At 38.2% G+C, this 17,234-nt stretch carries 20 protein-coding genes; 18 read left to right on the top strand and 2 right to left on the bottom strand.

Features of this window, described 5'->3' with window-relative positions; genetic code table 11:
* The first annotated feature begins 1 nt into the window (after position 1).
* From PHV78_00365 to PHV78_00350, 4 genes are all read left to right on the top strand, one after another.
* Entirely contained in the window at positions 2–2,227 is a 2,226-nt protein-coding gene (locus PHV78_00365; protein MDD5395707.1) for a heavy metal translocating P-type ATPase, read from the top strand.
* A 61-nt stretch (positions 2,228–2,288) separates the two neighbouring features.
* Positions 2,289–2,513, top strand: a complete 225-nt coding sequence (locus PHV78_00360; GenBank protein ID MDD5395706.1) for a hypothetical protein — start codon at positions 2,289–2,291, stop codon at positions 2,511–2,513.
* A gap of 3 nt (positions 2,514–2,516) precedes the next feature.
* The gene (locus tag PHV78_00355; protein ID MDD5395705.1) at positions 2,517–2,822 is read left to right on the top strand and encodes a hypothetical protein; all 306 of its coding nucleotides are present in this window, start codon (positions 2,517–2,519) and stop codon (positions 2,820–2,822) included.
* Positions 2,819–3,082 (top strand): hypothetical protein, encoded by a 264-nt coding sequence (locus tag PHV78_00350; GenBank protein MDD5395704.1) that lies wholly within the window; start codon positions 2,819–2,821, stop codon positions 3,080–3,082. Before PHV78_00355 ends, PHV78_00350 begins: the two co-directional genes overlap by 4 nt.
* 90 nt (positions 3,083–3,172) lie before the next feature.
* Here PHV78_00350 and cysS read toward each other — a convergent pair whose 3' ends face one another.
* Positions 3,173–4,558: a cysteine--tRNA ligase gene (gene cysS / locus PHV78_00345; GenBank protein ID MDD5395703.1), complete on the bottom strand. Its 1,386-nt coding sequence runs from the start codon at positions 4,556–4,558 to the stop codon at positions 3,173–3,175.
* 1 nt (position 4,559) lies between these two features.
* Positions 4,560–5,492: a magnesium transporter CorA family protein gene (locus PHV78_00340; GenBank protein ID MDD5395702.1), complete on the bottom strand. Its 933-nt coding sequence runs from the start codon at positions 5,490–5,492 to the stop codon at positions 4,560–4,562.
* Between the two features lie 144 nt (positions 5,493–5,636).
* Here PHV78_00340 and murB point away from each other — a divergent pair, with 144 nt between their 5' ends.
* The 14 genes from murB (at position 5,637) to ileS (ending at position 17,234) form a co-directional block, all read left to right on the top strand.
* Complete coding sequence (gene murB, locus PHV78_00335; protein ID MDD5395701.1) at positions 5,637–6,560, top strand: UDP-N-acetylmuramate dehydrogenase; 924 nt, start codon at positions 5,637–5,639, stop codon at positions 6,558–6,560.
* Between the two features lie 2 nt (positions 6,561–6,562).
* Positions 6,563–7,228: a hypothetical protein gene (locus PHV78_00330; protein MDD5395700.1), complete on the top strand. Its 666-nt coding sequence runs from the start codon at positions 6,563–6,565 to the stop codon at positions 7,226–7,228.
* Between the two features lie 42 nt (positions 7,229–7,270).
* Entirely contained in the window at positions 7,271–7,489 is a 219-nt protein-coding gene (gene infA / locus PHV78_00325) for a translation initiation factor IF-1 (protein MDD5395699.1), read from the top strand.
* 83 nt (positions 7,490–7,572) lie between these two features.
* Positions 7,573–7,689: a 50S ribosomal protein L36 gene (gene rpmJ / locus PHV78_00320; GenBank protein ID MDD5395698.1), complete on the top strand. Its 117-nt coding sequence runs from the start codon at positions 7,573–7,575 to the stop codon at positions 7,687–7,689.
* Positions 7,690–7,708: 19 nt separating this feature from the next.
* Positions 7,709–8,095, top strand: coding sequence for a 30S ribosomal protein S13 (rpsM, locus tag PHV78_00315; GenBank protein ID MDD5395697.1), 387 nt, complete (start codon positions 7,709–7,711; stop codon positions 8,093–8,095).
* Positions 8,096–8,112: 17 nt separating this feature from the next.
* The gene (rpsK, locus tag PHV78_00310; GenBank protein ID MDD5395696.1) at positions 8,113–8,523 is read left to right on the top strand and encodes a 30S ribosomal protein S11; all 411 of its coding nucleotides are present in this window, start codon (positions 8,113–8,115) and stop codon (positions 8,521–8,523) included.
* 15 nt (positions 8,524–8,538) lie between these two features.
* Positions 8,539–9,174, top strand: coding sequence for a 30S ribosomal protein S4 (gene rpsD / locus PHV78_00305; protein ID MDD5395695.1), 636 nt, complete (start codon positions 8,539–8,541; stop codon positions 9,172–9,174).
* 25 nt (positions 9,175–9,199) lie between these two features.
* On the top strand, positions 9,200–10,021 hold the full coding sequence (rpoA, locus tag PHV78_00300) for a DNA-directed RNA polymerase subunit alpha (protein MDD5395694.1): 822 nt from the start codon (positions 9,200–9,202) through the stop codon (positions 10,019–10,021).
* A gap of 2 nt (positions 10,022–10,023) precedes the next feature.
* A complete protein-coding gene (gene rplQ / locus PHV78_00295; protein ID MDD5395693.1) occupies positions 10,024–10,374 on the top strand; it encodes a 50S ribosomal protein L17 in 351 nt (116 codons plus the stop codon).
* A 46-nt stretch (positions 10,375–10,420) separates the two neighbouring features.
* The gene (gene rplM, locus PHV78_00290) at positions 10,421–10,786 is read left to right on the top strand and encodes a 50S ribosomal protein L13 (protein ID MDD5395692.1); all 366 of its coding nucleotides are present in this window, start codon (positions 10,421–10,423) and stop codon (positions 10,784–10,786) included.
* A gap of 163 nt (positions 10,787–10,949) precedes the next feature.
* Positions 10,950–11,330: a 30S ribosomal protein S9 gene (gene rpsI, locus PHV78_00285; protein MDD5395691.1), complete on the top strand. Its 381-nt coding sequence runs from the start codon at positions 10,950–10,952 to the stop codon at positions 11,328–11,330.
* Between the two features lie 24 nt (positions 11,331–11,354).
* Positions 11,355–12,797 carry a flippase gene (locus tag PHV78_00280; GenBank protein ID MDD5395690.1) on the top strand — a complete coding sequence of 481 codons (1,443 nt, stop codon included), beginning with the start codon at positions 11,355–11,357 and terminating at the stop codon, positions 12,795–12,797.
* A gap of 26 nt (positions 12,798–12,823) precedes the next feature.
* Entirely contained in the window at positions 12,824–13,999 is a 1,176-nt protein-coding gene (locus PHV78_00275; protein MDD5395689.1) for a glycosyltransferase, read from the top strand.
* 382 nt (positions 14,000–14,381) lie between these two features.
* Complete coding sequence (gene ileS / locus PHV78_00270; protein MDD5395688.1) at positions 14,382–17,234, top strand: isoleucine--tRNA ligase; 2,853 nt, start codon at positions 14,382–14,384, stop codon at positions 17,232–17,234.

Genomic DNA, 17,234 nt, shown 5'->3' with positions numbered 1-17,234 from the left:
TATGAAAAAAATATTTAAAATTATTGGCATGCACTGCGCTTCCTGCGCGGTTAATATTGAGCAGTTTTTAGGCCGGCAGGCTGGCATAAAATCGGTGAGTGTTAATTTTGCCCAAGAAACGGTCTTAGTAGAATTTGAGCCAAATCAAAGCAATGCGCAATTAATTAAGGATTTAATTGCCACCCTTGGTTATCGGGCGATAGAACATGAAGTTGGGGTGTCTATCCATACCGATCATCTGCAAGCGCAAAATAATAAAAAATTGAAAAATGTCTTTATCGGTTCATTAATTTTAAGTTTACCGATTCTTTATTTAACTATGGGCATGATGTTTGGCCTTCCGCGGTTACCGCTTTCAATGGCCGTCGAGCTATTAATAGAAATGGTTTTAGCAACCTTAATTATTATCATTAATCGAAGAATTTATCGTTCCGGGTTTTTGGGTTTGTGGCGCCGGAGGCCCGACATGGATTCTTTAATCGCCTTGGGCACTAGCGCGGCTTATTTATACAGTATGGTTGTTGCTTTATTATTTATTTTTGGCCGATTAACGAACAAATCGGTTGAGATATATTTTGAAAGTGCCGTTTTTATTTTAGTTTTTATCGCCCTAGGAGATTATTTAGAAAATTTAACCAAAGGCAAGACCAGCCAAGCCATTAAAAATTTAATCGGTTTACAGCCAAAAGAAGCAACCAAGTTAATTTTAATTAATGGTGAGTATCAAGAGCAAATAGTTTCTATTGATCAAATAAAATTAGACGACATTATATTGGTTCGACCGGGGGAAAGGGTTCCGGCTGATGGGATAATTATCGAAGGAGCTTCGAGTGTCGACGAAAAAATGATTACTGGCGAAAGTTTGCCAGTAGAAAAAAAAGCAGGAGACACTATTATTGGCGCCACGATTAATAAAAATGGCATTTTAAAATTTCGGGCTACTAAGATAGGTCAAGACACAATGTTGGCCCAGATTATTAAAGTTGTCGAACAAGCCATGGGCTCTAAGGCGCCCATTCAGCTTTTGGCCGATAAAATTTCTTTTTATTTTGTGCCAGCAGTTATTGGAGTTGCATTATTAGCCTTATTTATTTGGCTAATTATAGGTTATCCTTTGTCTTTTGCTTTAACGGTTTTTGTCGCAGTTTTGGTTATTGCCTGCCCTTGCGCCCTAGGCCTGGCTACGCCGACGGCTGTAATGATGGGGACAGGCTTGGCGGCGAAAAATGGCATTTTAATTAAAAGCGCCAAGGCGCTGGAAATTAGTCGCAGAGTTAATTTTGTTGTTTTTGATAAAACAGGAACCTTAACTAAAGGCGAGCCCGAAGTGCAGGAAGTTGTCATTAATCCGTCGCTTGGTTTTAATGAGAAAGAAATTATTCAAATAGCTGCTTCTTTAGCGAAAAATTCTAATCACCCGTTATCGCAAGCTGTTGCTCTTTACTCTCAAGAAAAAAAGATAGAGACATTCCCCGTGAAAGATTTTCAAGAAATCGAAGGGCAAGGAATTATTGGCTTTGATAATAAAAATAAAAAAATCATGCTTGGTAATAAGAAATTATTAGTTGGGCTAGATAATTCTTTTGTTAACAAGTTAAATTCCATAGGCACGTATTTATTTGTAACGCAAGAACAAGGCATAGTAGGAGTTATTTTGTTGGCTGACGAATTAAAACCGAGCGCCAATAATGTAGTCGCTGCTTTAAAAAAACAAAACATAAAGATAGCGATGATTACCGGAGACAACCAATTAACAGCTGGGGCAATTGGCCAAAAATTAGGCATTGATAATATATTGGCCGAAGTTTTACCGCAAGATAAATCTTTAGAAATAAAAAAGCTTCAAGATCAAGGATTTGTCGTTGCCATGGTCGGCGATGGGATAAACGATGCGCCGGCCTTAGCGCAAGCAGACTTGGGCATTGCCCTGGGTTCTGGTACGGACGTAGCGCTAGAAACGGGCGAGATAGTTTTAATTAAGGATGACTTGAAAGACGTGTTGAGAGCTATGAGTTTATCGCGCTATACGCTTAGAAAAATTAAACAAAATTTGTTTTGGGCTATGTTTTATAATACGATTACTATACCCGTGGCCGCTGGCATATTATACCCTATAACCGGCTGGCTTTTAAATCCAGCTCTGGCCGCGGCAGCTATGGCTTTTTCTTCGGTAAGCGTGGTTCTAAACGCTCTATCAATGCGTTGGTATCGCTTGGCTAAATTTTAAACTTGAATAAATTTTTGGATTTGCTAAAATTGTCGGTATCTAATTAGTTAATTTTAAATTTATGACAACTATTGGTTTAGTGATCATTGTTTTGGCCTGGCTTTATCAATTAGTAATGCTTTTAAAGAAAAATCATAATCTACAAAATTTATTCGTGGCTGGTTATGCTTTGGGGGTGCTCTTACTTGTTGTTGACGGTTATCGCACTGGTATTAGTATGATTGCTTCGCTGAATTTATTGGCTTTACTCGCCGCTGTATTTGCGTTGATTCTAAATAAAAAATAGATTATGGATATTAAAAAATTTAATTCATTTAGAAAAGAAGTAGAAAAAAATTTAGTTAAATCACCAATTGATTTTGAGGTTATGCATTCTCGTTTGGTTTTAAAATATGTTTTAAAATTAAACCCGAAAGCCAATGACGCACTTAAAATAGCGGCCATTACACACGATATCGAGCGAGCGGTTACGGGAATTACAGAGAGGGATCTTAAAGATTATTCAAAGATTAATCAATTCAAAAAGGCTCATGCCCTGCGATCAGCCAAAATTACCGCTGATTTATTAAAAAACATCATTATCAATCATTTTTGATTAAAGATGCTGTAGCTTTGATTAAGAAACATGAAGTTGGAGGAGATCGAAACACCGACATTTTAAAAAATGCCGATAGTTTAGCCTTTTTTGCTTACAATATTCCGTCGGTTTTAAAAAGAAACGGGCAAGAAAGAGCATTAAAGAAGATCGCTTTTATGTACTTTCGGTTATCAAAAAAGGGCCAAAATATTGTCAAAAAAATGAAATTCAAAAATAAGAAAATAAAAAACCTGGTTTTTCAGGCTATTTCTAAATAATTTTTTAAAATATAAAAAACAGCTCCCGTAATTCTGAGAGCTGTTTTTATATTATGACGCATATTTTCTCGGCCGAGAAAATATGCGTTTTTATTGGTTCATCTTTTTGACCAAGTTGCCGTCAGGCGTGTCTTCAACCGAGTAACCGAGTTCTTGTATTTTTTTTCGCAAGTCATCAGACCTAGCCCAGTCTTTATTTGCGCGAGCGTTTTCTCGTTCTTTGGCTAAATCTTTTATTTCTTGAGGAATGTTTTTAGTTTCGCGCCATTTTTTTTCTAAATCTAAACTTAAAACTTTATCAAAATCAAATAATGTGCCCAGTTTAATCTCTTCGGGCAAATCGCTTTTCAGTAATTCCCAGGCCAGGGCCACGGCTTTGGGCGAATCAAGATCGTCGCTAATCGCTTCCACAAATTCTTTTTTATATTCCGGATCAACGCCATTGGCCTTATCAAAATTGGCGATAGTTTGGTAAAGTTTGTTCAAGGCATTTTGCGCTCCTTCCAAAGATTGCCAAGAAAAATTTAGCTGTGAACGATAATGAGCAGTTAAACATAAATAACGATACGCCAGTGGATTAAAGCCCTTGTTTATTAGGTTTTCCAGGGTAATAAATCCGCCGGCTGATTTGGCCATTTTTTCTTTATCTAGCAAAAGAAATTCGTTATGTAGCCAATAATTAACCCATTTTTTGCCAGTAGCCGCTTCGCTCTGCGCTATTTCATTAGTATGATGAACGGGTATATGATCAATCCCGCCGCAGTGGATGTCAAACTGTTCACCTAAATATTTCATGCTCATGGCACTACATTCAATGTGCCAACCGGGCCAACCTTCACCCCAGGGCGATGGCCATTTTAATAAGTGGTTTTTAAACTTTGAACCGTTGACCGAAAACCACAAGACAAAATCGTGTGGATGTTTTTTTTCTGAATCTATCTCCGTTCGCGCGCCAGCTTTCTGTTCTTCCAGATTTAATTTAGCCAAGTCGCCGTAATTTTTAAATTTGCAGGCATTGAAATAAACATTTCCGCTTAATCCAATATAAGTATAATCATTTTTTTCTAGTCTTTTTATTAATTCGACTTGCTCTTGGATGTGTTCGGTAGCCTTACACCAAATATCGGGGTCGGCAATGTTTAAGTCGCACAGATTTTTTTGAAAAGCCTTGGTGTAAAATTCGGCAATTGCTTGTGGGCTTTGTTTTTTTTCGCTCGCGGCTTTTTCGATTTTGTCTTCGCCAGCATCTGAATCAGAGATCAGGTGGCCAACGTCGGTAATATTCATTACATGGTGAACTTGATAGCCGTTGTAAGATAAGGTTTTTTTCAATAAGTCTTCAAAAAGATAGGCGCGTAAATTGCCGATGTGAGCAAAATTATAAACCGTCGGTCCGCAAGTATACATACCGACGTAAGGCGGTTTGATGGGAGTAAATTCTTCTTTTTTTCTAGTTAAAGTATTAAATAGTTGCATATTAAATCCATTTTTTTCTTTTAACGTAAAAAAGCAAGAAGGCGAAAAGTATAATCATGCCGCTGATTAAGATCCAGAAAGCGGCCGGATAATCGATAAGCGGACTATGATGGATATTCATGCTGAAAAGGCTGGTAACGATTGTAATTGGCAGGGCTAGAACGGAAATGGTGGTTAAAATTTTTACGATATCGTTAAGCCGAAAAGAAACGAGAGAGTTGTTGGTTTCTTCTAAGGCTTCGATATTTTGATAAAGGTTTTCTAGAAGATTCCACATGTCGCCGGTACTTTCGATAAGTTCTAAAAAATTAGCTTTAATACCGCTAAAATCCAAGAACTTTTCTCCTTTAGTGACGAATTGGCTTAAAACAGATTCATGAACTCGCGTGATTTGTCTTAAATTAATTATGTTTCTTTTAACGATTAGAATTTCCCTGACCATGCGGCGTTCATAGCCGCGGAAAATATGCTCTTCAATACTGGCCGTGGCCAGTTGCATGTCATCTAAAATCGGTTGGCAATAACAGCAAAGGCGATTAAGGACTTCGTAAATTAGGAAGGTTGGATTATTTTTAAAATATTTTTGCCGTTGGTTTTCGTTGATTTGGCAGAGGTTAAACAAATTAATCAACGGAGACAAGTCATTATTATGAGCTGTGACCAAGTAATCTTTACCAATAAAAACGTCTAATTCGGCCGTGATAATTTCCCTGGTCTTGCGCCGATAAACAGGGAAAAGCAACACCATAAACAAGTAATCATTTTGAAGATTAACCTTAGGGCGTTGTAGCGGTGAAAAACAATCAGCTAAATGAAGTGGACGGAAATTAAAAGTTTTTTCCAAATACTTCATTTCTTCTGAACCGATCTTAGAGACGTTAATCCAGCTAATGCCGTTTCCCTCGATTTTTTGAACGGTTGAAGGATGGTCCATAAATATGGTTTTTAATGTTAAGTATCCTTCTTGATTATATGCTAAATTTTAATTTTGCCAATAGTCCCAATTTCTTGTGGATAAAGGATTTGATTTTTTAAAAATTTTCGCTATAATTTAATAACTAAACAATTTTTTGTTTGAATGGCCAATCTAAAGATTAATCAAAACGTCGATTTAAAACATTATACTACTTTTAAAATTGGCGGACCGGCCAAATATTTTTTTCTGGCAAAATCAGCCAATGAACTGATTAACGCCCTTAAATGGGCCAAGAAAAACAAATTAAAACATTTTATTTTGGGCGGTGGAAGCAATTTATTGGTTCCTGATAAAGGATTTAACGGCTTGGTAATTAAGATTAAATTAAACGAAAATAAAATATCGGGCAAAAAATTATCAGTTGGCGCTAATATGCCTTTGGCGCAATTAGTAAGCTTGGCGGCTAAAAACGGATTAAGCGGTTTAGAGTGGGCGGCCGGGATCCCGGGCACGGTGGGCGGAGCGATTCGCGGTAATGCTGGCGCTTTTGGCGGTTCGATGGCCGACGTGGTAAAAAGAGTTTTAATTATTGATCCTAAATTAGCGAAAAAAAATTTTTCCAATAAAGAGTGCAGGTTTTCTTATCGAGATAGTATTTTTAAACAAAATCGTTTGCTTATTGTTTTAGAGGTAGAGATAGAGCTTAAAGGGGGCGATAAGAATTTAATCAAAAAACAAATTCACGAAATTTTATTCAAAAGATCTGGCCAGCCTTGCGAGCCCAGCGCCGGTTGTATTTTTAAAAATATTACCTTTTCGAGAAAACATCAGCCCTTACTTAAAAAATATCCAGAGCTTGTTAATATCACTAAAACTGGTCTCATTCCCGCGGCTTGGCTAATAGATAAATCTGGTCTTAAGGGTAAAAAAATCGGGCAAATCCAGATTAGTCCCAAGCATGCCAATTTCATAGTAAATTTAGGTCAAGGCAAGGCTAGGGATGTTTTGAGGATGATTAAGCTGGCCAAATTAGCGGTTTTTAAAAAATTTAAAATTAAAATAAAAGAAGAGGTGGAGATAATCTAATTATGCTTAATAAGGCCATTAAATCGGAAACGCAATTTCAGCACCATCGTTTTATCGCCCTTGTTTTTTTGGGATTATTTGTTATCCTTTTAATAGTGGCGGGTTTATTTTTTTTACCTTCAGCGCAGGTTATTTTACGGGTGAACAGAGAGCCGTATGGTGCGGAACAATTAGTTAGAATAGACTCTTCTATAAAAGAAGGTATTTATCAGCTGGACACTGTCCCCGGTATAGTTGTCCGCGGTCAAAAGATTAATACTAGAAGATATTTTTTGAGTGACAAGCTATTTGACCCGCAGACTAATCGACTTTTAACCTGCCGTTTGTCTGATTTGGATGCCTTATTCAAACAGAAGCTAATCGACACCACATATGGAGATCGGGCGCCGTTAAAGGATAAATTCGTTATTTATAGTTCTCAGGTTACGGCCTTTGATCCAGTGAAAGAGACGGCGATAGTAACATTTTTTGTCACTAATGAGGTAATTCCCGTTTATGATTTTGCGAAAATAAAAAATCAATTAGTGAACAAGACGGTTGACGAAGCAAAGGATTATTTGCGAACTCTACCCAACTTACAAAGCTCAAAAATAATCAACTCCTGGAGCCAGAAGGCCAGGTTGCCAGCCTCTGGGGAAAGAATTAAAATTAGACTTGACATAATTTAGCTTTCCATTATAATAATTAAACATTGTTTTCTTTTACTACGTATGGGAAAAAAACAAGATTTTTTAGAAGTCGAGGGTGTAGTCGAAGAAGTGCTGCCGTCCACGACTTTTAAAGTCAAACTAGACGATAGCCGAGAAATTCTGGCTTATTTGTCTGGGCGTTTAAGAATGAATCAGATTAGGATTTTATTGGGAGATAGAGTGAGAATAGAGATGAGTCCATACGATTTAACCAAGGGCAGAGTAACTTATAGGTTCTGAGCTATAGATAAATTTCCGCCAGTTGCCGAATACAAATTATAATTCTTAAAGAATTCACTCATTATTCGTAATTCGTAGGTTTGATGAAGGTTCGAACATCTGTAAAACCAATTTGTCGACATTGTAAACTTGTCCGTCGGGGCAAGCGAGTTTATGTTATTTGTAAAGTTACCCCCAAGCATAAACAAAGACAGGGATAACGATTAATTTTTAATTTTTATGGCTAGAATTGCCGGTATCAATCTTCCCCCGCAGAAAAAGGTTAAAATAGGTTTAACCTATATTTTTGGCATTGGCCCAACTACGGTTAAAAAAATTTTAAACAAAACTAACGTTGACGGAGAAAAAAGAGTTAAAGATTTAAGCGATAAAGAAATCGATAGTCTAAAATCTCATATTGAGAATACTTATCGCGTAGAAGGCGATTTGCGCCGCGATGTTTCCGCGAATATTAAACGATTGAAAGAAATCAGTTCTTATCGTGGATCTCGACATGCCAAACATTTGCCGGTTCGCGGACAACGAACCAAAACTAATTCGCGCACAGTCCGCGGCAATGTTCGCCATACCATGGGTAGCGGTCGTCGCGCCGTCACTAAAGGTTAATCTTAATTTAAATTAATATGGCCGAAGCAATAAAAGCCGAAAAAGTAAAAAAAGTGAGAAAGTCCAATAAAGTGGTGACTCAGGTCCCGCGCGGGCGGGCTTATGTTCATGCTACTTATAATAATACCATTATTAATGTGACCGATTTGCAAGGTAATGTTTTGGGCTGGTCAGCAGCGGGCAAAATGGGATTTAGTGGACCGAAAAAGGCTACTCCTTATGCCGCCGGAATAGTGGTTAAAGATTTATTGGATAAAATCGCCAAATATGGCGTGAGAGAAGTTCAAGTTTTTATTCGAGGCGTTGGTGCTGGACGTGAAGGCGCGGTTCGAGCTTTCCATGCCAATGGCTTAAATATTTTATCGATTCAAGATTTGACTCCGGTACCGCATAACGGTTGTCGGCCGGCAAAAGTCAGACGAGTCTAATTTTTTAAAACATCTATGTTAGGTCCAAAATGCAGAATTTGTCGCCGCGAAGGAACCAAACTTTTTCTAAAAGGCGATCGTTGTTATACGACTAAATGCGAAATAGTTAAAAGAAAATATCCGCCAGGAATCCATGGTCAAAAGGGCTATCCAAAAATGACCGGTTATGGCATTCAATTGCGCGAAAAACAAAAAATTAAAAGATTTTATAATATTTCCGAGCGGCAATTAAAAAATTATTTTAATAAGGCTAAAAAGAAAACTGGTAATACCGAAATTGATTTAATCAGAATGCTTGAAACCAGATTAGATAGCGTAGTATTTAATGCCGGATTCGGCACGTCTCGCTATGGTGTCAGGCAAATGATTAATCACGGCCATGTTACGGTTAATAAACGTAAAGTCAGTATTCCTTCTTTTAAAGTAAGGGTTAATAACGTGATTGCTTTAAAATCAAACACAAAATTAACAAAAAAAGTTCAGGAAGCTTTAACCGGTTCCGTTGCCTCTAAAGAGCGCCGAGAAAGGTGTGTTCCTTGGCTGTTGATTGATGAAACCAAGCCGGAGATTAAAGTCATCAAATTGCCGGGCGCCGAAGATTTGCCGAAAGATTTTAATACCAAATTAGTCGTCGAATTTTATAGTCGATAAAATATTAAAAAATAAAACATATTTTATGGAGCAAATAATTTTACCGAATAAAATTGAATACCAGGCCGATCCCGAAAACAAAAATAAGGGTTATTTTACTATCGAGCCATGTTATCCGGGCTACGGCATTACTTGGGGCAATGCTTTACGAAGAGTTCTTCTATCGTCTTTGCCCGGGGCAGCCGTTGATTCGATCAAAATTAAAGGCGGTCGCCACGAATTTTCAACTTTACCCCACGTTGAAGAAGATATTTTGCATTTAGTTTTAAATTTTAAACAACTAAGATTTAAGGTTTTTAGAGAAGAGCCGATCCAGCTTAAATTATCGGTAAAAGGAGAAAAAGAAGTCACCGCCAAAGATATCGAAAAATCAGCCGACGTGGAAATAGTTAACCCTGATTTGCATTTGGCAACCTTAACCGACAAAAAGGCAGAATTAGAAATTGAAATTAATATTAGCAAGGGTTTCGGCTATATTCCATCAGAAGAAAAAGATCGTACTGGCTTAGACCTTGGTACTATTGTTCTGGATTCAATTTTTAGCCCAATCGTTAAGATTGCCTCTGACGTTGAAGACATGCGCGTTGGTAAGCGTACTGATTATGACAGACTAAAATTAACCATCGAAACCGATGGCACTATTACTCCTTATGCAGCTTTTGTCGAAGCAGCCGATTTGTTAAATAGTCAATTTGCCTTTTTAACCGGCCAGGCAAGAACCATTGCCCAAGGAATGGATATTAAATCTGAAGAAAAGACGGTTAAGGCTAAGAAAGCCAAGGCAAAAGTTAAAACGGTTAAAAAGGTCATTAAGAAGAAAGTTGTTAAAGCTAAATCAAAGAAGTAGTTATGCGACATAGAAAAAATAAAAAAACCCTTGATAGAAAGAGCAGTCCACACAGGGCCTTGTTAAGGGGCTTGGCTATTAATTTTATTTTAGCTGAAAAGATTAAAACTACCGAAGTTAAAGCTAAAACCGTTAAGTCTTTAGCCGAAAGATTAGTGACTATGGCTAAAAAAAATGATTTATCAAGCCGTCGAAAAATTTTATCTTACTTAAATAATCAGACAGCCACCAAAAAATTACTAGAGACACTTGGTCCTCGCTATAACAGCAGGCCGGGTGGTTATACTCGCGTAGTAAAATTAAAACAAAGAAAGGGCGATGCGGCCAAGGTTGCCGTGCTCGAATTTATCTAATTATGGGTTGTCCCACCGAGACGGGATGCTCGCATTTTAAAAAATTATGGCAGAAAATAAAATCAAAACACATCATCTTGACGCTAGTGGTGAAACTCCGGGCCGATTGGCGACTAAAATCAGCACCCTTTTAATTGGCAAGCATAAAGCCAGTTATGTTCCTTATAAAGAATGCGGCGATCGTGTGATCGTTTCAAATGTTGATAAAATGAAGATTTGGCCCAATAAATTAACCCAAAAAAAATATTTCCATTATAGTAATTATCCTGGTGGCATGAAATCCAAGCTAATGGGAGAAGTTTTTATTAAAGAACCGCAAAAAGTTCTTTTAAGAGCCGTATCTCACATGTTGCCCAAAAATAAATTAAGAAAACCAATGCTTAAGCGATTAGCCTTTGAAATAAAGAAGTAATATGCCCACTAAAATTAAAAAACCAGCTACTAAAAAAACTATCAAAAAAACGGCCGTTAAAAAACCAGCCGCAGTTCATTTAGAACACAAAGCGATCGAACACAAAATAGAGAAACCGGTTGTTAAAACCGCGCCGGTTCGCCATGCGGCCGAAAATAAATTCATTTTAGCGACCGGCAAACGAAAAACCTCAGTGGCTCGTGTAAAGTTTTTTACCGATGGCCAAGGGGAGATTTCGGTTAACGGCAAACCAATTAGTAAATATTTTTCATATTTTGACTGGCAAAAAACAGTTGAAAGACCAATTTCCGCGGCCGGATGGGACAAGAAAGGAACTTTTGATGTTAAAGTTAATGGCGGTGGCATCATGGGGCAAGCCGAAGCGGTTAGTCTTGGTATTGCCCGTGCTTTGGTGATTTTTAATGCTGAAGTTAGAAAAACCTTAAAACCATTAGGATTGTTAAGCCGTGATTCTCGAAAGAAAGAGAGAAAGAAACCAGGTTTAAAGCGAGCTCGACGCGCTCCACAATGGACTAAACGCTAAAGAGCTATATAAATTAATAGTCATATGGCCAGTATATCTCGCAATAGTATTTATTTACTTAGCGGGTCGGTTGTTCAGAAAATACTGGCCTTTGTCTATTTTATTTTTTTAGCCAGATTTTTAGGGCCTGACTCAGTCGGTAAATACACTTTCGCCATTTCTTTTGCGGCGATTTTTTCTATTTTTATCGACTTGGGCTTAAACCAATTTTTAATACGCGAAGCCGCTCGTGACGAAGAAAAGGCTAGAGGTTATTTTTACAATATTATTTCGGTTAAGCTGATCACCTCGGCGATTATTTATCTTTTAATAGTTATCGCGGTTAAGCTTCTACCTTATCCGGAGATTACTCGACAATTAGTTTATTTGGCCGGCTTGGTTATTGTTTTAGAGAATCTTGCCAATACCAACTATTCGGTGTTGCGCGGTTGGCAAAACTTAAAATATGAAGGTCTGGGTTTGGGAATTTATCAAGTAATCGTTTTAGCAACTGGTTTGGTGATTTTATTCGCCCATTTACCTTTGCCATATTTAATCATTCCGTTAATTTTAGCTTCAATCTTTAATTTTTTAAACGGAATGTTTTTTTTGCGCAAAAAAAGATCAATTAAGATAAGCCTAAAACTAGACAAGGCGACTATTCGAGGAATGATTAAAGTCTCTTTGCCATTTTTTTGGTCTGGTTTATTCGGCACGGTTTTTTCTTATATTGATGTTGTGCTTTTGTCGCGCTTGGCTAATGATCAGGCAGTTGGATTTTATTCGGCGGCCGGCAAGATTCCGGCAGGGCTGAGGATGTTCCCGATTGCTCTGGTTTCGGCGCTTTATCCGGCGGCTTGTTTTTATTTTATAAACAATAAAGAAGAATTAAAAAGAATTTTAGAACAAATTATTTTCTATATTATTTTATTTACCGTACCGCTGGCGGTGGGCTTATGGGTTTTAGCCGAACCGGCGATTCTAATTCTTTTCGGTGATAAATTCTTATCGGCCGTGCCGGCTTTAAAAATTTTAAGCTGGAGTATGTTGTTTGTTTTCTTGGATTATGTATTTTTTACCGTTTTAAACGCCATCGGCCAAGAAAAACGCAATGTTTTTAATCGAGCCGTAGCCATGATAGTAATAATTATTTTTAACTTGCTTTTAATTCCTTTACTACAACAGATAGGTTCTTCTATTGCCTTTGTTTTAAGTTTTATTTTGCTGGTTGTTTTGGGTTGGCTCGGAACGCAGAAAGTAATTTTTATTCCACTTCGTTCGCTTTTAAGTAAATTCGTCCAGGTTTTAGTTATCAGCGTAGTCATGGGCTTAATTATGGTTTTATTAAATTCGCTTTTTCCTTGGTGGGTGGTGGCCATCATTGGCGTTGGTATTTATGCTTTAGGCGTTTGGATTATGGGACTTATTAATGCAGCCGATATTCAATATTTAAAAAACTTGACCAAATTTTTTAAAACTAATCGCTAAAAGATATGGAGCTGATAATGTTTAACATGTCTTCGTATTCAGAGTGGCAGCGCGGCACCAATAATCGTAATTTTCATATTTTAAATTCATTATTGGCCAGCCCCGAAATTAAAAGAATTGTAGTTGTTGATTTTTTGCCTTTTACATTTCATCGAGCGATTCGAAATTGGATAGAAAATATTATCGGCGCTCCCCAGCAAGAGTTGATTTATAGCGATCCGACCACGCGAGTTAGGCAAATTAATGAAAAATTAATAGTTTTTTCCACCATTGATTCTTTTTTTTCAAAAAAATTGGTAATAAAAAAATTAAATTCTATTTTAGAAAAATTAAACGACGGACCAAAACAAATGAAGCGAGTGGTGATTTCCTATTTCCCGATGTTTATTGAATATTTTGGTCGGTTAAACGAGGATTTAAATGTTTTTGAGGCCGTGGATAATTGGTTGGCCCACCCCTCTTATATTAAATATCAAGAAATTTTAAAAAGAAATTATCAAATTATCAGCCAAAAGGCCGATTTAATTTTTACCGTTGCCAATTCGTTGGTTGATTTGTTTCGGCAGCTGGGGCGGAACAAGGACATTTATTGGCTGCCTAACGGCGTTGATGCGTCGCACTTTATCGGCGCCGATAAAGTGCCGTTTGATATGAAAAAAATAAAACATCCGATTATCGGATATTTGGGCATTATTCAAGATCGTTTAGATTTTAATTTATTAGAATATGTGGCCGAAAAAAATCCGGACAAATCCCTGGTTTTAGTTGGGCCGATTTGGCCGCAATTTTTCCGTTCCTTCAGAAAGGCGCCCTCAGAAATTCGCCAATTAAAAAAGTATAAAAACGTTTATTTTTTGGGCCGTAAGGGTTATGATGCGGCGCCAAATTATATTCATCAATTTGATGTAGCCATTATTCCCCATCAAGTCAATGAGTTTGTTATGTCGATGAACCCGATGAAACTTTATGACTATCTGGCTTGTGGTAAGCCGGTAGTCAGTACGCCGATGCCGGCCTTGGGCAAATTTTCACATTTGATTTATTTTGCCCAGGATTATGCCGGTTTTCAGCAAAATATAGAAAAAGCTCTGGCCGAAAATGACGCTGAACGGGAAAGACTGCGAATCGAAGCGGCCCGAGAAAATTCTTGGCAAAGCAAGGTTGACGAAATAATATTAAAAATAAAAGAAAAAATTAAATAAAAGCAGAAGCAGGCTGACCGAAGTCAGCCTGCTATGTGACAAGACCGGCAAGCCATGACATAAGCGGACCAAAGCGCTATGATGGCGCCTGCTCCGGCAATGCACAGGACGATGGGGCAGAACGCCGTATAGCTCAGTAGTCCGCCTCCGATCAGCATTACTAAGCCGATCAATATCTTCAAGAAATCGCTCACCGGAGCCTCCTTATTAATTGGTAATTATACTATAGCACGTTTTTAAGAAAATGTCAAGATATTAAATAATTGTTAATAACAACGCCATAAGCTCCGATTAACGCCTGATTTAGGCGTTTTTTGTTGACAACGATTAATTTTGTGGTATTATTTTTCTATTAACCAACCTTGATTTCGACAAATTTGGTATGATAAATTTTTCTAAAATTGAAGAAAAGATCCTGGCTTTTTGGGATAAGGACAAAACTTTTGCCAAATCTTTGGCGAAAAAATCGCCCAAGGGCAATTTTGTGTTTTTTGAAGGTCCGCCGACCGCCAACGGTCTGCCCGGCATTCATCATGTTTTAGCCCGAATTTTTAAAGATATCATTTTGCGCTATAAGACCATGCAGGGATATTTTGTTGAACGTAAGGCTGGTTGGGATACGCAAGGATTGCCGGTTGAGCTTGAAGTTGAAAAACAAATCGGCGTTTCCGGCAAGCCGGACATTGAGAAATACGGCGTGGCCAAATTCAATGAAAAATGTAAGGAAAACGTTTGGAAATATAAAAAAGAGTGGGAAGATATGACTCGGCGCATCGGTTTCTGGTTGGACCTCGAACATCCCTACATCACATATGAGAAAGAATATATTGAAACTCTATGGTGGATTTTTAAACAAGTTTGGGACAAGGGTTTGATTTATCAAGCCTATAAAGTGGTGCCATATTGTCCGCGTTGTGGCACGGCCTTGTCTTCGCATGAAGTGGCCCAGGGTTATAAAAACGTCAAAGAGCAATCAGTTTATTTGAAATTAAAAGTTGTCGGTCAGGAAAATACCTATTTATTAGTTTGGACGACTACGCCCTGGACTTTACCGTCAAATTTGGCCGTAGCCGCCGGTGAACGAATAGAATATGTCAAAGCTAAGTCAGGCCAAGATTTTTATATTTTAGCTAAAAATTTAGTAGATAAAGTTTTGGGCGCGCATGGCTATGAAATTGTCGAAGAATTTAAGGGCGATAAGATAATTGGCTGGCGCTATGAACCGATGTACAAGATTTACGATGATCCAACTTATTTTAAAGTTTACGCGGCTGATTTCGTTTCTATTAAAGACGGCACGGGCATGGTTCATATCGCGCCTCATTACGGCGAAGAAGATTATCAATTATTTATTCAAGATAAACTGCCAATTCCGGAAATGCTGACACTTGATTTGGAGGGCAAGCTGGTAGTTGATGTGCCGGGCAAGGGGAAATTTGCCAAAGATGCTGATGCGGACATTATGGAAGATTTGAAAAAACGAGGCATTCTTTTTGGTACGGAATTATACGCGCACGATTATCCTTTTTGCTGGCGCTGCGATTCACCGCTTTTATATTATTCGAGAAAATCCTGGTTTATCAGAATGACCGAACTGCAAAAACAATTATTGGATAATGCCAAGGAAATAAATTGGGTGCCGGCCCACATCAAAGAAGGACGTTTCGGTGAATGGTTAAGCGGCATTAAAGACTGGGCGATCTCGCGTGAACGTTATTGGGGTACACCGATTCCGATCTGGGAATGTAAGGGCTGCCAACACAGAGAATGTTTAGGCTCTTATAAAGAATTATCAGAGAAAGCCGGTAAACAATTACCTGAGCCTTTTGATCCGCATAAACCATATATTGATGATTACACCTGGAACTGCCCTGGGTGTGGCAAAAAAATGACCCGCGTAGCCGAAGTGATGGATTGTTGGTTTGATTCCGGCGCCATGCCCTTTGCCCAGTGGCATTATCCTTTTGAGAATAAAGAGAGAATCGATAAAGGCATAAACTATCCGGCTGAATATATTTCCGAGGCCATTGATCAGACGCGTGGCTGGTTTTATACTTTGCTCGGTATTTCGACGCTCTTAGATCAAGGCGCTTGCTATAAAAACGCGATCTGTTTGGGTCATATTTTAGATAAAAAGGGACAGAAGATGTCCAAGCACGTGGGTAATGTCATCGCGCCGATGAGCGTGATCAACGAATACGGCGTTGATGCCCTGCGTTGGTATTTGTATACCGTCAATCAGCCTGGCGAAAGCAAACTGTTTGATACTGAAGGTGTGAAAAAAGTCGTGCAACGCATGCTTCTGACACTTTGGAATTGCTTGGAGTTTTATAAATTAACCGGTCATTCTTTGCCGTCTAATATTGAAGCAAATAAATCATCAAATGTTTTAGATAAATGGCTTTTGGCAAAATATAATTTTTTGGTCAAAAACGTTACCGAAAGATTAGATAAGTATGATATAACGACTGCCGGCCGCGACATCGAAGCTTTTATCACCGAATTGTCGCAATGGTATATTCGCCGTTCACGCGATCGTTTCAAAAAAAATCCTAACGAAAGCCAGGTTTTAGGTTATGTTTTATTAGGCATAGCTAAATTATTAGCGCCATTTACGCCGTTTATCAGCGATGAAATTTATCAGCAACTAACCAATAAAGCCGATTCGGTTCATTTATCCGATTGGCCGATAGCCGATAAATCTCTAATTGACGAGAAATTACTTAGCCAGATGAAGGCAGTCGTTGATATCTGCGCTTTGGCTCACAGTTTGCGAGCTTCGAGTGGCGTTAAAGTCCGCCAACCGCTTGGCCGTTTAGAAATTGCCAAATCATGTCAGGTTCCGGTAGAACTTCTGGGAATCATCAGAGAAGAATTAAACGTTAAAGAGACGACGATTGTCGAAAAATTATCGAGCGGCGACGGCTGGGTGAGCGCCGAAGACAGAGTTGCTCTTAATACGATCATTACTCCTGAATTAAAAGCCGAGGGACAGGTGCGTGAGTTGGTTCGTCAAATAAATTCGTTCCGCAAGGAAGCTAAATTGACCATTAAAGATAAAATCGATTTATATTATGGCACCGGCGACGAAGGCTTAAGAGGCGTTATCGATAATTTTTCTGATAAGATTAAAACCGAAACATTAAGCAATAATTTTATTCTTGGCCAACCCAAAGAAGCGAAGTTTTCTAAAGAAGCCGATATTGATGGAGCAGAAATAATATTGTTTATATAA

Source organism: Patescibacteria group bacterium, from assembly GCA_028715115.1.
In the GTDB taxonomy this organism is placed as follows: Bacteria; Patescibacteriota; Patescibacteriia; order UBA2591; family UBA4787; genus JAQUSN01.
Note: the sequence above shows the minus strand (reverse complement) of the source record. Positions and strands in the feature narration are given on the sequence as shown.